We start from the raw sequence: 15492 nt of genomic DNA on the forward strand, positions 1-15492 counted from the left end.
CCCCGACGTGACGCTGGACCTGTTGCCGATGATCGCCAAGCGGCGGGCCGCCGGTGAAACCATCCTGATGCTCGGGCAGGTGCACGCCGACCTGCCGTACATGCCCGGCGACTCCGAACTGGAGGAGGTGGCGTTCGACCTGCTGCTGGATGAGGACGAGCGCAGCACGCTGTTTTCCACGCCCAACATGCCGGTGGGCTATCAGGACCATCTGATCGGCCTGCATGCCAGCACGCTGGTCCGTGACGGCGGCACCCTGCAGATCGGCATTGGCTCGATGGGCGACGCGCTGACCGGTGCGTTGCTGGCGCGGCAGGCGGACAACGCGACCTGGCGCGCCTTGCTGGCCGAATTGAACATGAGCAACTGGCAAACTCTGATCGACCGCGAGGGTGGTATGCAGCCCTTCGCCAACGGCCTGTACGGTTGCAGCGAAATGTTCGTCAATGGCCTGCTGGTGCTGGCCGATGCCGGGATCGTGCGGCGCAAGGTGTATGCCGATGCAGAGCTGCAACGGTTGGCCAACATGGGAACGCTGGATGAAAACGCCTACCCCGATGGCGTCGTGGTTCATGGCGGCTTCTTCCTCGGGCCGACCAGTTTCTATGAGCGGCTGCGCGAGCTGCCAGCCGAGCGTCTGGCGCAATTCAACATGACCGCCATCAGCTACATCAACGAGCTGTACGGCAATGAAGAACTCAAACGTCTGCAGCGACGCGATGCGCGCTTCATCAACAGCGCTTTCACGGTCACGTTGATGGGCGCGGCGGTGGCCGATCAACTGGAGGACGGGCGGGTGCTGAGCGGCGTGGGTGGCCAGTACAACTTCGTCGCGCAGGCGCATGCGCTGGAAGATGCTCGTTCGATTCTGATGCTGCGCAGCTGGCGTGAATCGGCGGGCGAGACCAGCTCCAATATCGTCTGGGAATACGGCCATGCGACCATTCCCCGTCATCTGCGGGACATCGTCGTGACTGAGTACGGCATTGCCGACCTGCGCGGCCAGACCGATGCAACGGTGATCGAGCGCCTGCTCAACATCAGCGACTCCCGCTTTCAGCCAGGCCTGATAGAACAGGCGCAGAAGGCGGGCAAGCTGCCGAAGCATTTCAGCCTCGATCCGCGCTTCACGCAGAACACGCCGGAGCGTTTGCAGGACATCGCGTCCCGACATCCGTCGCTGTTTACCGAATACCCACTGGGTTGCGATTTCACGCCTCAGGAGCGCGATTTGCTGCGGGCGCTGAACTGGCTCAAGAGCAAACTCAAACTCACCGAGATTCTGGAGCTGGGCAAAGCGACCCTCGACGCCCCCGAGCCCGACGCCTACCCAGAGCACTTGCAGCGCATGCAACTCGACCAGCCGCAAGGTTTGCGTGAGGAGCTGTATCAGCGACTGCTGCTGGCCGGTTTGCAGAACTCGGCGGTGTGAATGCTTTGCTGGCGCTGATCACCGCGACCAGACCGACACCGCCAGCATGACCGCCGCAACGATCCCGCAGAGGGCGAACAGTTGTTGCAGCCTGGGACCGGCGAGGTAGCGGCAGATCTGTCTGCCTGCCATCAGGCCGACGATGGCGCCGAGCGCAAAGGGCAGACCGATCGACCAGTGCATGACGCCGCTCAGCGAGGCGGTCATCACGCTGCCGGTGGAGACCAGCGCGATTACCGCCAGCGAAGTGGCCATCACGCTTTTCATGTCCAGGTCGGTGTAGCGCGTCAGCGACGGCACGATCACGAAGCCGCCACCCACGCCCAGCAGGCCGGACAGCACGCCCGAGCCGATTCCGGTCAGCGTCAGGGCGCGCAGGCACGGCATGCTCCAGCGCAGGCGACCTTGCAGCGGATTGAGCACGCAGGGCAGGACTTGTGTACGCGGCGCGGCCGGACCGTCACGCAATTCCCGATGGGCCCGGATCAGCATGCGCCCGCAGGCGTATAGCAGCACTGTGGAGAAGATCAGCGCCAGCGGCGCATTGGGCAGACGATGCGCCAGCCACAAGCCCATCGGCGCGACGACGATGCCGATACTGGCGATGTACGCCGCCGCCCGATAACGAACGATGCCTTGACGCAAACCCAGTACCGCACCCACGGCCGCCGCCATGCCGACCGCCAGCAAACCGACCGGCGCCGCTTCGACGATCGACAGACCCAGCCCGAACACCAGCAGCGGCACTGCGAGAATACCGCCACCCGCGCCTGTCAGTGCCAGCACCGCTCCAATGATCGCCCCCAGACCCGCGCCCAGCAGTTGATGCTCATCCATGTCTGGCTGGGGCCTTCTTCGGTCGTGCCAGCCACTCGCGGCCCTTGAGCATGCCATGCCAGTAGAGCGCAGGCAGCACGCGTTCTTTCAGCCACCAGGCCAATCGGGTCGGCTGGCGACCGTTGAGCAGCCATTGCGGAAAACTCGGCGCAAGCTTGCCGCCGTAGGTGAATTCGGCGAGCACGATCTTGCCTTTCTCGACCGTCAGCGGGCACGAACCATAACCGTCGTAGGCGGCAGCAGCGGCGGCGCGTCCCAGCGCCACCAACACGTTATGGGCTACGACAGGCGCCTGTTTGCGCGCCGCCGCTGCGGTCTTTGCGTTGCCGGTATTGGTGGCATCGCCCAGCCCGTGCACATTGGCGAACTGCCGATGCCGCAGCGTGGCCGGATCGACATCCACCCAGCCCGCAGCATCTGCCAGCGCACTGGCACGAATGAAATCCGGGGCAATCTGCGGCGGCACTACGTGCAGCATCTCGAAACCCTGCTCGACGGTTTCGGTGCCGCCGTCCGCTGTGGTACGCATGAAGGTCGCGCGTTTTCCGGGTCCGTCGACGGCCACCAGGCGATGGCCGAACTGCAAATCGATGGCATAGCGCTCGACGTAGTGCATCAGTGCCGGCACATAGTCCGCGACGCCGAACAGCACCGCTCCGGCGTTGAAAAATTGCGCGTTGATCTGGCCCTGACGACCGGCCTTGCGCCAATGATCACACGACAGGTACAGGGCTTTCTGCGGCGCGCCCGCGCATTTGATCGGCATCGGTGGCTGAGTGAAAAGGGCGCGGCCCTGCTGCAGATTCTGCACCAGCTCCCAGGTATACGGCGCCAGGTCGTAACGGTAATTGGAAGTCACGCCGTTGCTGCCCAGCGTCTCGACCAGGCCGTCGATGGCGGCCCAGTCCAGTTTCAGGCCGGGGCAGACCACCAGGTGCTGATAGCCGAGGATTCGACCGTCCTGCAGGGTCACTTGGTTGTCCTGCGGCTCGAAGTTCGCCACGGCGGCCTTGAGCCACGTCACGCCCTTGGGAATCAGCGAGGCCATGCTGCGCGCCGTCGTTTCAGGCTTGAAGATGCCCGCGCCCACCAGGGTCCAGCCCGGCTGGTAGTAATGCGTCTCGGCCGGATCGACCAGCGTGATGCTCAGCGTCTTGTCGCGGGCAAGCAGGCTGGCGGCGGTTGCGATACCGGCGGCACCGGCTCCGACGATCAGGATCTGGCAGGTGGTCGTTGGGGCATTCATGGCGAGGCTTCCAGAGCGGACGAAATTCAAAGGGTGTTGAGCGGGATTTTCAGGTAGCGAACGCCATTTTCTTCCGGCTCCGGAAGATGGCCGCAGCGCATGTTGACTTGCACCGAGGGCAGCATGAGCACCGGCATTTCCAGCGTTGCGTCGCGGGCTTCACGCATGCTGACAAAAGCGTCTTCGTCGATGCCGTCGCGCACATGAATGTTGCTGGCGCGCTGTTCGGCCACGGTGGTCATGTACTTCAGCTCACGACCGTTGGGCAGGTAGTCATGACACATGAACAACCTCGTCTGCGGCGGCAATGCCAGCAGCTTGCGAATCGAGCGGTACAGCGTGCGAGCGCTGGCGCCGGGGAAGTCGCAACGGGCGGTGCCGTAATCCGGCATGAACAGCGTGTCGCCGACGAACGCCACGCTTTGCTCGCCGATCTCGACCAGATAGCTCATGCACGCCGGTGTGTGGCCCGGCGTGTGCAGTGCCCGGGCCTTTAGCGAGCCGATGGCGAAAGTCGCGCCATCGTCGAGCAGCACATCGAACTGGCTGCCGTCGCGGACAAAGTCGTCGGGGGCGTTGAACAGCGCACCGAATGTTTCCTGAACTTGAGTGATGTGCCGGCCGATGACGGTCTGCCCGGCCAGCTTCTCTTTCAGATAGGCCGCAGCGGACAGGTGGTCGGCGTGGACGTGGGTTTCCAGAATCCACTGCACCGAGGCCTGCAACGCCCTTACACGGCCGATCATCCGGTCTGCGGACTCGGTGCGGGTGCGTCCCGATTTCGGGTCGTAGTCGAGCACGCTGTCGATGATCGCGCACTGCTTGCTGGGCAGGTCCATCACCAGATAGCTGACGGTCCAGGTCTGGCGGTCGAACAGCGCTTCGATGTAAAGCGTTTCACCGATGATCATCTTGAATTTCCCCGACTGTAAATCGCTCGAAAGCCGCGCTGGCAGGCAAGGCGGTTGGCAGTTACAGGGAGGAGTTACAAGTAACATGCCAACGCCTGATGAATGAGCGTAGACCTTTTGGATCCAGCGCTTTCAGGCGGTTGAGTCAGGCGAGGATGTACGGTTCATCACGACCTGGCTGCCACTTTCTGGCAGAGCGCTGGCAGTGAATGGCAGCATCTGGCAGTCCGATGAGATAAGCTGCGTGTCGCTCATCACGTGACGTGCACAGGAACCGCTATGCCCCTCATCGCCACCGATTTTTCCGGCAGCCGCATGCAGTCGTTGGTGTCCTACCTCGAACACGATGCGCGTCCCACTATCGTCCTGGACACCGACTACAACATCATCGCGGCCAACACGGCCTATCAGCGTCAGTTCGGTGTTGAAGGTGTGCCGCATGTGGGCGAGAAATGCTACCGGGTGTCGCACCAATACGCCGTGCCCTGTGACCAGGCGGGTGAACACTGCCCGATGCGCAAGGCGCATGAAACCCGGCTTCCGGAGCGGCTGTTGCATATCCACCACACCCCGCGTGGCCCTGAGCATGTGGACGTCGAGTTGCGCCCGATCCTGGGCGATCAGGGCGAGGTCATTGCGTATGTCGAGCGGCTGAGCTCGGTGGCGGTGGCCTCGGTTCAGCCGCAACGGCACGGGTTGGTGGGGCGCTGCGCTGCATTCAAGGATGTGTTGAGTGCGTTGCAGCGTGCCGCACCGGCGCAGATTCCGGTGCTGTTGCAGGGCGAATCCGGTACTGGCAAGGAATTGTTCGCGCGTGCGCTGCATGCCGGCAGCTCGCGGTCATCCGGCCCGTTGGTGGTGGTGGATTGCACCGGGCTGACCGAATCATTGCTGGAGAGCGAGCTGTTCGGCTACGAGAAAGGTGCGTTCACGGGCGCACTGCAACGCAAGACCGGACTGGCTGAAGCCGCGCACGGCGGCACCCTGTTTCTCGATGAAATCGGCGAGGTGCCGCTGGCCATGCAGGTCAAACTGCTGCGGCTGATCGAATCGGGCAGTTTCCGGCCGGTGGGCAGCCTGCGCACCGTGCACTCGGACTTCCGGCTGGTGACCGCTACCCACAAACCACTCAAGGAGATGGTGGCCGAAGGCAGTTTTCGCCAGGACCTGTTCTATCGCATCAGCGCCTTTCCGATCCGCCTGCCCGCGTTGCGTGAGCGCACTGACGATCTGCCGTTGCTGATCGACAGCCTGCTGCAACGCAGCTCGCAAGGTGCTGTGCCGCGTATCGATCCCGAGGCCATGAAGCGACTCGAGCTGTACAGCTACCCCGGAAATATCCGCGAGCTGCGCAATATTCTGGAGCGCGCTCGCTTGTTCACCGATGACGGCGTGATTCGGGTTCAGGACTTGCCCGCCGAAGTGCGCGGGCACCACGAGGCGGGTCATTTGTTGCCGCGCCGTCAGGACGACGGACTGGAAAGGCTCGCCCATGCGCTGAGTGTGTTTCAGGGCTCGCGCAGTGAACTGGCGAAAGAGCTGGGGCTGAGCGAGCGCACCCTGTATCGGCGATTGCGCACGCTCGGCGTGCTGAACTGACGGTCGTTACTTGAAGGTCACGACGCCGTCGGCCAGCGACTCGACCCGCGCCAGCGACTCGACGCGATAGCCCTGCGCATCCAGCTCGGCACGGCCGCCCTGAAAAGACTTCTCGATCACGATACCCAGTCCGGCGACGGTCGCACCCGCCTGCTTGATGATCGAGATCAGCGCCTGCGAGGCTTTGCCGTTGGCCAGGAAGTCATCGATGATCAACACGTTATCGTCACTGCTGAGGTGGCGTGGCGAGATGGCGACCGTGCTTTCAACTTGTTTGGTGAACGAGTAGACCGTGGCCGACAGCAGATTTTCGGTCAGGGTCAGTGACTGGTGCTTACGGGCGAAGATGACCGGCACGCCCATGTTCAGACCCGCCATCACCGCAGGCGCGATGCCCGAGGCTTCGATGGTGACGATCTTGGTGACGCCCGAATCGGCGAACAGGCGGGCGAACTCGTCACCGATGGCTTTCATCAGCGCCGGGTCGATCTGGTGATTGAGAAACGCATCGACCTTCAGCACCTGGTCGGACAGTACGATGCCTTCTTCGCGAATCTTCTTGTGCAGTGCTTCCACTTCGGTTCCTTGGCTGCGCCATTGCGCAATAAATGATCGATATTGTGTGCCGGTCAGCGTTTCAGCATGGCGCGGATATCCGCCAGGGCTGTGTTGCCGCGTACCGCCTTGACCTCGGTCGGCGTGTCGTCATTGCCTTCCCAGGCCAGATCGTCAGGCGGCAGCTCATCCAGAAAACGGCTCGGCGCGCAGTCGATGATCTCGCCGTACTGCTTGCGCTTGGCGGCGAAAGTAAAGGCCAGCGTCTGGCGTGCGCGGGTGATGCCCACGTAGGCCAGGCGGCGTTCTTCTTCGATGGTGTCGGCCTCGATGCTGGAACGGTGCGGCAGGATTTCCTCTTCCATGCCCATGATGAACACGTAGGGAAACTCCAGACCTTTGGAGGCGTGCAGGGTCATCATCTGCACCCCTTCGGCGCCGTCTTCCTCTTCCTGCTGGCGTTCGAGCATGTCGCGCAGGACCAGCTTGCCGATCGCTTCCTCGATGGTCATGCCACCTTCTTCGTCTTTCTCCAGCGTGTTCTTCAATGCTTCGATCAGGAACCAGACGTTGCTCATCCGGTAATCGGCGGCTTTCTCGCTGGAGCTGTTCTGGCGCAGCCAGTTTTCGTAGTCGATGTCCATGACCATGCTGCGCAGCGCGGCGATGGGGTCGTTCTGCGCGCATTGCTGGCGTACACCGTCCATCCAGCGCTTGAAGCGTTGCAGGCGGTCGGTGAAGCGGCTGTCCAGGTGTTCGCCCAGGCCGATTTCGTCGGTGGCGGCGTACATCGAAATCTTGCGCTCGGTGGCGTAGTTGCCGAGCTTTTCCAGAGTGGTGGAGCCGATCTCGCGACGTGGCACGTTGATCACTCGCAGGAAAGCGTTATCGTCATCCGGGTTCACCAGCAGGCGGAAATAGGCCATCAGGTCTTTCACTTCCTGGCGACCAAAAAAACTGTTGCCGCCTGAAAGCCGGTAAGGAATCTGATGGTGCTGCAGTTTCAGCTCGATCAGCTTGGCCTGATAGTTACCGCGATACAGGATGGCGAAGTCGCTGTACGGCCGGTCGGTGCGCAAGTGCAGGGTGAGGATTTCCACCGCCACCCGCTCGGCCTCGGCGTCTTCGTTGCGGCAGCGGATGACGCGGATCTCGTCGCCGTGGCCCATTTCCGACCAGAGCTGCTTCTCGAATTCGTGCGGGTTGTTGGAGATCAGCACGTTGGCGCAGCGCAGGATGCGGCTGGTAGAGCGGTAGTTCTGCTCCAGCATCACCACTTTCAACGACGGGTAATCATCCTTGAGCAGCATCAGGTTTTCCGGCCGCGCGCCACGCCAGGCATAGATTGACTGGTCGTCGTCGCCCACCACAGTGAACTGATGACGGCTGCCGATCAGCAGTTTGACCAGCAGGTACTGGCTGGCGTTGGTGTCCTGATATTCGTCCACCAGCAGGTAGCGGACCTTGTTCTGCCATTTTTCCAGAATGTCGGCGTGTTCCTGAAACAGCTTCACCGGCAGCAGGATCAGGTCATCGAAGTCCACTGCGTTGTACGCCTTGAGCGTGCGCTGGTAGTGGGTGTAGACGATGGCGGCGGTCTGTTCCTTGGGGTTGCGCGAGTTCTCCAGCGCTTCGGCGGGCAGGATCAGGTCGTTTTTCCAGGAGCCGATCATGTTCTTGATTTCGTCGACGCCGTCGTCGCCCGAATACTCTTTCTGCATGATGTCGGTGATCAGCGCTTTGACGTCGGTCTCGTCGAAGATCGAGAAACCCGGCTTGTAACCCAGCCGCGTGTGCTCCTTGCGGATGATGTTCAGGCCCAGGTTGTGGAACGTCGACACCGTCAGGCCACGCCCTTCGCCGCCTCTGAGCAGCGTGCCGACCCGCTCTTTCATTTCGCGCGCGGCCTTGTTGGTAAAGGTCATGGCGACGATGTACTGGGCCTTGATGCCGCAGTTCTGGATCAGGTGCGCGATCTTGCGCGTGATCACACTGGTTTTGCCGGAGCCTGCACCGGCGAGCACCAAAAGAGGGCCGCCGACGTAGTTCACGGCTTCCTGTTGCCGGGGATTGAGTCGGGACATGACAGTCTGAAAAGTCGTTTGCGAAAAGGTCGGGCATTTTAACAGGCCCACGGGTTTGTGCAGCGATCATCGTAGAAAGGTCGTAACGGCTATCTAATTTCTTTGTTTTTGTTACATTTGCGCCGCGGCGCGAAGAGAAGTGTATTCGTCGCGCTCCCGAACGAGCGCGACCATCGGTTTTTCCTTTGAACTTAGGAAGTTAGATTGCCTACGCCTGTCGAACCTTTGCGGTTGCTTCTGCTGGCACAAGAGCCGTCCTGGCAGACGCTTTTGAGCGGTTGTCTGACCGATGCGGACAGCGCGGTGACGCTGCTGCACGCCGCCAATTGGCAGGCGTTCAGCACCCGATACGGCACTGAGCTCAATACCGTGCTGCTGACCACGCCCGATCTGCAGCCGCCCGTCGGCAGTTGCACACTGCCCATGGTGGTGCTGCTTGAAGAAGAGCCGTCCGTGGGCCCGGCCGGTGTGAACGACTGGCTGGTGCGCGGTGCGTTGACCGATGACACCTTGCGCCGCTGTCTGCGGCATGTTCGTGAGCGAAATCGGCTCGAACAGACCCTGCAACGCCTGGCCGGACAGGACACGCTGACCGGCATCGCCAATCGGCAGGGTTTTCAGGCCATGCTGACGGCGCGTCTCGCCGATGGCGGCAGTCTGGCACTCGGGCATCTGGACCTGGACAACTTCCGGCGCGCCAATGACTCGCTGGGCTATCAGGCCGGTGACCGGCTGATTCTGCAAGTGGTGGCGCGGGTGAAGAATCAGCTGCGTTCCGGTGATCAGATCGCTCGGCTGGGCGGTGATGAATTCGCTCTGCTGATTGATACCCGACAGGCCGCTGAGCGTGCCACGCAGGTGGCCGAACGCATTACCGACGCGCTGTCGGAGCCATACTGGATAGACGGCGAAAGCCTGTTGCTGGGCTGCAGCCTGGGCATTGCCCATTCGCAGGCCGAAGCGGGCGCCGACTCGCTGATGTGGCATGCGCATATCGCGATGCGTCAGGCCAAGAGCCTTCACGGCTGCACGTTTCACCTGTTCGACGAACGCATCAATCGCAACGCCCGCAGTCTCGCGGATCTGGAAGGCGAGTTGCGGCGCGGTCTGCGACGCGACGAGATGGAGCTGCATTATCAGCCGCGCCTGTGCCTGAGCAGCGGCAAGGTCGTCGGTCTGGAAGCGCTGGTGCGCTGGCGTCATCCCGAACGAGGGTTGCTGTCGCCCGGCGAGTTCGTGCCGCTGGCCGAGCAAAGCGGGTTGATCGTGCCGCTGGGGTACTGGGTCATCTTCCGCGCGCTACGCGACATGCAGGCGCTGGGTGAGCAGGGCCTTGCGCCGCTGCACATGGCCATCAACCTCTCGTTCCGGCAGTTTCAGGACAGCCAGTTGCTGGCGACCTTGAACCGTCTCATCGCACAACACAATGTCGACGCGCACTGGCTGGAGTTCGAGCTGACCGAAACCGCAGTCATGCGCAGCAGTGACCAGGTCAGGCACACCATGGATGCCCTCGGGCGACTCGGCGTGCGCTTTTCGCTCGACGATTTTGGCACCGGCTATTCGTCGTTCATGCACCTCAACAGCCTGCCCATCACGCTGCTCAAGATCGACAAGAGCTTTGTCGCAGAAATGGAAAGCCGCGAGGAAAACCGCAAGCTGGTCCATGCCATGATCAATCTGGCGCATAACCTGAACCTGGACGTGGTCGCCGAAGGCGTTGAAACCTCAGGGCAACTGGCGCTTTTGCGAGGGTGTGCGTGCGATCAGGTGCAGGGCTATCTGATCAGTCGACCGCTGCCGATGGCTGATTTGGTGACGTGGCTGAAGTCGGATGCTGACCGCTGCGAGACGTCGAACGGCGCGGCGTCCTGACGCATCAACCCGTGACCACGGCGCCTGCGGCTTCCTTGCGCAGCAGCCGGGCGGTTTTCCATTCGAAGGCTCCGGTCAGCGCCACCGCCGAGCAGAGCAGGCCCAACGCCAGCCCCCACCAGACACCCGGCGCACCGGCGTTGGCCGAAAAGCCCAATAGCCAGGCGGCAGGTGCAGCGATCAGCCAGTAGCAAAGCAGTCCGACCAGAAAAGTGGTGCGCGCATCCTTGAGGCCACGAATCGCGCCCATCGCGATGGTCTGCGTGCCATCGAAAAACTCAAACCAGGCGGCGATGGCCAGCAGTTTCACGGCCATGACCACGATGTCGGCGAACGCCGGGTCATTGATGTCGAGAAACAGGCCGATGATCTGATGCGGTGCCAGCCAGAACAGCAGGCCGAACAAGAGCATGACCGTGCCGCCGAAACCGATCCCCAAACGCCCGGCCGTGCGGGCCATCAGCATGTTGCCTGCGCCGTAGTGCTGACCGATGCGCATGGTCACGGCGTAGGAAATTCCGACCGGGACCATGAACGCCATCGACACGGTTTGCAGGGCGATCTGGTGCGCCGCCATTTGCGTACTGCCCATCGCGCCCATGCAGAACGCCGCGAAGGTAAACAGCCCGACCTCCACCGCATAGGTGCCACCGATTGGCAGGCCCAGGCGCCACAGTTCAGCCAGATGACTGCGCGACAATTTCGACAAGCCTTTGCGAATCGGATAGGCCGCGTAGGCCGGGTGCCGACCGATGTGCAGCGCCAGGGCCAGTGCCATGCAGTTGGTCACGATGGCCGTGACCAGGCCGATGCCCATCAGGCCCAGATTGGGCAAGCCGAACCATTGGTGAATCAGTGCGTAGTTGAGCGCGTAGTTGGCCACGGCGCCGATCAGGCTGATGGTCATCACCGGCCCGGCCCGGCCCAGCGCGCTGGTAAAACCGCGCAAGGCCATGAAGCTGAGCAGGCCGGGCAGGGCCAGCGGCAGAGTGATCAGAAATTGCGCAGCCATGTGCACGTTGGCTTCAGCCTGTCCGAACTGCAGCAGGATGGGTTCCAGATTCCATAGAATCAGCGCCGCCACCAACGCCATGCCCCACGCGAGCCAGAGTCCGGCTTGAGTCAGTCGGGTCGCGCCCTCGGTGTCGCCCGCGCCATGACGGATCGATACCAGCGTGCCGACCGCGGCCATTACACCCACGCAAAAAAACGAGATGAAGTTGTAGGTCGCAGCCCCCAGACCACCGCCCGCCAAGGCCTCGGGGCCGATCTTGCCCATCATGACCGTGTCAGTGAACACCATCAGCATGTGCGCCATCTGGGAGGCAATCAGCGGTCCGGCCAGGCGCAGGATGATCCAGAGTTCTTTGAGGGCGGGCTGTTGCATGGTGACGGTGCTCTACGGCAGAGGAACTGATGAGCCGCCCATTCTGGGCATTTAGCGTGGCAAGCACAAAGCGATAAATGCGATGCTCAGCATGACTAAAACTCATCTGAGCGGCTTTACAGTAAAGTGGCTGCTTCATTGATCTGGAAAGCAGCGCATGTCTCTTCGTCTTCCTCCCCTCTATGCGCTGCGTGCATTTGAAGCTGCGGCCAGGCACACCTCGTTCACCCGTGCGGCTGAAGAGCTGTCCATTACCCAGAGTGCGGTCAGTCGCCATATTCGTACGCTTGAAGAGCACTTTGCCTGCCGATTGTTTCAGCGCAACGGGCGCAACCTGCAACTCACTGAGTCGGGCCGCGCCTTGTTGCCGGGTGTGCGGGACGGTTTCCTGGCTCTGGAGCGGGCGTGCAGCACATTGCAGACGGAAGAGGGCGTTTTGCGCATGAAAGCCCCGTCCACGCTGACCATGCGCTGGTTGCTGGCGCGGCTCAGCCGCTTTCGCCATTTGCAGGTTGGCAACGACGTACAACTGACCAGCGCGTGGATGGATATCGACGCAGTGGACTTCGCGCAAGAGCCGTTCGATTGCGCGATCCTGCTCAGCCACGGGCATTTTCCAGCCGACTGGGAAGCGACCCTGCTGTTTCCGGAATGGCTGATTCCGGTCGGCGCGCCGACTTTACTGCGCGACCCGCCGTGGAATGTCGAGCGGCTGGCCAAGGCCGAGCTGCTGCACCCGACACCGGACCGCCGTGACTGGCGTACCTGGCTTAATCGCATGGGACTGGCAGACAAGGTGTCGCTCAAGGGTGGACAGGTCTTCGATACGCTGGAACTGGGAATGATTGCTGCGGCACGCGGTTATGGGGTGTCGATGGGCGACTTACTGATGGTGGCCGAAGATGTGGCGCAAGCCAGACTGAGCCTGCCATGGCGCACGGCGGTCGCCAGCGGTGAAAACTATTATCTGGTCTGGCCGCGTACGAGGCCCGGCGCAGAGCGGTTGCGGCGGCTCAGCGACTTTCTGCAGGCCGAAGTTCAGGCGATGGAATTGCCCTTAGTTGAAATTTTGCACTAAAGCGCGCTGCATAGTGCGAAAATGCCATCGTTTGCTAACGTACATACGGCACTCAAGTATCGCTCTTGATGGCCGAAGCATTGCCCAAGAGCCGTCTGTTCGAAACGGTACAACACTTAAACTAACGTCTGCTGAAAGATGAGCCATGGACCGGCGCTAATCTTTCGGCGTGGAGCTTCTATGTCCAAGCCCCGTACCCGGATTGCTACGCAACTCGGCATCGCACTGGCTGTCATTCTGGCTGTCGTCATCAGCGGTAGCACGCTGTTCGCGTTGAGGTCCCTCGATGCGTCCAACCTGGTGATTCGCGAAGAGCATATGTCCAGTGAAGCCAGATTGCTCGCTGATCAGCTCAACACTTTTCACAGCACCCTGCGCGACAGCACACAGCGGCTGAGCGGGTTGTTCGAAAAGCGCTTTGCCGATGGCCTGACCCTACAGACCGATAAATCCGTCACCGTCGCCGGGACTCAAACGCCCGGTCTGTTTCTACGTGATACAGCGCTCAATAATGACTTTAGCGAAGTGGACGAGTTCCGTCGGCTTACTGCGGGCGTGGCAACTATCTTCGTGCGCAGTGGCGACGACTTCATCCGCATCAGTACTTCGCTGAGCAAGCAGGATGGCACTCGCGCCATTGGTACGATGCTGGATCGCAAGGCCCCGGCCTATGGGCGCCTGATGTCCGGCCAGGGTTATGTTGGCAAGGCGGTGTTGTTTGATCGCTATTACATGACCCAGTACAGCCCGGTTCGCGACAGCAGCGGCAAGATCATTGCGGCCTTGTTCGTGGGCTTCGATTACACCGATGCACAGAAGACCCAGTTCGATGATCTGAAGAACTTCCGCATTGGGTCCACCGGGTCGCTGGCCCTGCTCGACGACAAAGGCACCTGGCTGGTGCCGCCTGCCGGTATTCAGTCGCCGGAAAGCGCCGCGAAGGCGGTTGCCGATCTGGCCAGCAAACCGGGCAAGGCCGAGTTCTGGAACGATGGCAAACAGGATTTCTACAGCGTCGGCCAGACATTCGCAGGCGGTCCATGGACCGTTATTGCCAGCATGCCAAGCGATGAAATCAGAGCCGTGACCTGGGATGTCGGCACGCAATTGGCCATCGGCAGCCTGCTGGCCATGCTGATCGCGGTCATCAGCGCCATCTGGCTTCTGCGCAGCAAACTGCGCCCGCTGTCCGAACTGGTCCGCCAGGCCGATGAACTGGGCGCGGGCAACCTGAGCGTGCGCCTGAACATCACCAGCAACGACGAAATCGGTCAGTTGTCGGGCAGCTTCAACAAGATGAGCGAAGCGCTCTCGTCGATGGTGTCGCACATTCGCACCGCCGCGCAGGAAGTCAGCACCCGTGCCCACGCGCTGTCCGGTTTGTCCGGCGGTGCCTACGAAGGCATGGAACAGCAGTCCGGCGAGATCACCAGCATGGCCGGCGCGGTCGAAGAGTTCAGCGCTACGTCGATGAACATCGCCGACAACATGGGCAATACCGAGCGTCTGGCGCAGGAAAACGCGCAACAGACCCGTATCGGTCGTACCTCCATGGAAGAAGCGTCCTCATCGCTGCAACAGATCGCCACCTCGCTGAGCAGTACCGCGACGGTGATCGATACCTTGGGCCAGCGTTCCCAGGAAATCGGCAGCATCGTGGGCGTGATCACCTCGATTGCCGACCAGACCAACCTGCTGGCGCTCAACGCGGCCATCGAGGCTGCGCGGGCCGGTGAGCAGGGCCGCGGCTTTGCCGTGGTCGCCGACGAAGTTCGCAGCCTGGCTTCGCGCACCCGTCAGGCCACCGATGAAATCTCCGGCATGATCGCCAGCATTCAGCAGGAAACCGGCAATGCCATCAGCACCATGCAACAGGGCAATATCCTGATGCAGGAAGGCCTGTCGCTGAACGCCAAAGTGGCTTCTGCCCTGGCCCAGATCGACGAACAAAGCCGCTCGGCCGGCCACCAGTTCGCCGCGATCACCACCGCGACCCAGGAACAAAGCAGCACCGCCACCATGCTCAGCAGCAACCTGCAAAGCATTGCCATGGCCAACAGCGAACAGCGCGAAGTGGTGTCCAACCTGGCCATTACCGCTCAAGAGCTGAATTCGCTGGCGGGTGAGTTGCGCAAAGAGGTTGATCGGTTTCGGTGAGGGGTAGCTTGCTTTAATTCTGTTGCGACCATGCCGGTGGTATTTGCTGGCATGGTCTTTTCGGGTTTGAAAGAGTGTGGTGGTCAACTGATCCCGGATACGACGTTAAGTTTTTTCTCGGCCTGAGCCGGTGGCAGCCCGCCATTAAATGGGTGCAGTCGAATCCAGTTGTACCGGTGCATGCCCTCTCACCCACTCGCAGGTCGATACTGCAACGCCTCCGCCAGATGACCGCGATTGATCGCCTCCACCTGCTCCAGATCCGCCAGGGTCCTCGCCACCTTCAGCAGCCGATGCGCCGAGCGCAGTGATAGCGTCAAGCGTTCGCATG

General features: G+C 61.7%; 12 protein-coding genes and 1 pseudogene. 6 read left to right on the forward strand and 7 right to left on the reverse strand.

The features are described from left to right. A partial coding sequence (locus tag BZK31_RS27010) for an acetyl-CoA hydrolase/transferase C-terminal domain-containing protein (RefSeq protein WP_083186277.1) occupies window positions 1–1432 on the forward strand: 1432 nt, incomplete at its 5' end. Window positions 1433–1450: 18 nt separating this feature from the next. On the opposite strand, the gene BZK31_RS27015 is transcribed toward BZK31_RS27010, so the two are convergent. Genes BZK31_RS27015 through BZK31_RS27025 form a run of 3 tightly spaced genes read right to left on the reverse strand, consistent with a single transcriptional unit; the run spans window position 1451 to window position 4426 of the window. Next, window positions 1451–2269, reverse strand: coding sequence for a sulfite exporter TauE/SafE family protein (locus BZK31_RS27015; RefSeq protein ID WP_083186278.1), 819 nt, complete (start codon window positions 2267–2269; stop codon window positions 1451–1453). After that, window positions 2262–3515, reverse strand: a complete 1254-nt coding sequence (locus tag BZK31_RS27020) for an NAD(P)/FAD-dependent oxidoreductase (protein WP_083186279.1) — start codon at window positions 3513–3515, stop codon at window positions 2262–2264. Before BZK31_RS27020 ends, BZK31_RS27015 begins: the two co-directional genes overlap by 8 nt. 26 nt (window positions 3516–3541) lie before the next feature. Continuing rightward, complete coding sequence (locus tag BZK31_RS27025; protein ID WP_083186280.1) at window positions 3542–4426, reverse strand: MBL fold metallo-hydrolase; 885 nt, start codon at window positions 4424–4426, stop codon at window positions 3542–3544. A gap of 279 nt (window positions 4427–4705) precedes the next feature. Between BZK31_RS27025 and BZK31_RS27030 the strand changes: the two genes are divergently transcribed. Then, entirely contained in the window at window positions 4706–6025 is a 1320-nt protein-coding gene (locus BZK31_RS27030) for a sigma-54 interaction domain-containing protein (RefSeq protein ID WP_083186281.1), read from the forward strand. 6 nt (window positions 6026–6031) lie between these two features. On the opposite strand, the gene BZK31_RS27035 is transcribed toward BZK31_RS27030, so the two are convergent. Further along, entirely contained in the window at window positions 6032–6601 is a 570-nt protein-coding gene (locus tag BZK31_RS27035) for a xanthine phosphoribosyltransferase (RefSeq protein WP_083186282.1), read from the reverse strand. 53 nt (window positions 6602–6654) lie between these two features. Further along, window positions 6655–8664, reverse strand: a complete 2010-nt coding sequence (gene rep / locus BZK31_RS27040; RefSeq protein ID WP_083186283.1) for a DNA helicase Rep — start codon at window positions 8662–8664, stop codon at window positions 6655–6657. Window positions 8665–8868: 204 nt separating this feature from the next. Here rep and BZK31_RS27045 point away from each other — a divergent pair, with 204 nt between their 5' ends. Beyond that, on the forward strand, window positions 8869–10539 hold the full coding sequence (locus tag BZK31_RS27045) for a putative bifunctional diguanylate cyclase/phosphodiesterase (RefSeq protein ID WP_083186284.1): 1671 nt from the start codon (window positions 8869–8871) through the stop codon (window positions 10537–10539). Window positions 10540–10543: 4 nt separating this feature from the next. Here the strand turns inward: BZK31_RS27045 and BZK31_RS27050 are convergent, their stop codons facing one another. Continuing rightward, entirely contained in the window at window positions 10544–11926 is a 1383-nt protein-coding gene (locus BZK31_RS27050) for a NorM family multidrug efflux MATE transporter (protein WP_083186285.1), read from the reverse strand. A 157-nt stretch (window positions 11927–12083) separates the two neighbouring features. Here BZK31_RS27050 and BZK31_RS27055 point away from each other — a divergent pair, with 157 nt between their 5' ends. The 3 genes and pseudogenes from BZK31_RS27055 (at window position 12084) to BZK31_RS30725 (ending at window position 15161) form a co-directional block, all read left to right on the forward strand. Next, entirely contained in the window at window positions 12084–13004 is a 921-nt protein-coding gene (locus BZK31_RS27055) for a LysR substrate-binding domain-containing protein (RefSeq protein ID WP_083186286.1), read from the forward strand. A gap of 180 nt (window positions 13005–13184) precedes the next feature. After that, a pseudogene (locus BZK31_RS30720) lies at window positions 13185–14306 on the forward strand (Cache 3/Cache 2 fusion domain-containing protein); the annotation flags it as partial. A 132-nt stretch (window positions 14307–14438) separates the two neighbouring features. Next, entirely contained in the window at window positions 14439–15161 is a 723-nt protein-coding gene (locus tag BZK31_RS30725) for a methyl-accepting chemotaxis protein (protein WP_425273305.1), read from the forward strand. Between the two features lie 188 nt (window positions 15162–15349). Here the strand turns inward: BZK31_RS30725 and BZK31_RS27065 are convergent. After that, on the reverse strand, window positions 15350–15492 hold a 143-nt coding region (locus BZK31_RS27065; protein ID WP_482822371.1), incomplete at its 5' end, for a magnesium chelatase subunit ChlI family protein.

It is taken from the genome of Pseudomonas floridensis (genome assembly GCF_002087235.1).
Classification (GTDB): Bacteria; Pseudomonadota; Gammaproteobacteria; order Pseudomonadales; family Pseudomonadaceae; genus Aquipseudomonas; species Aquipseudomonas floridensis.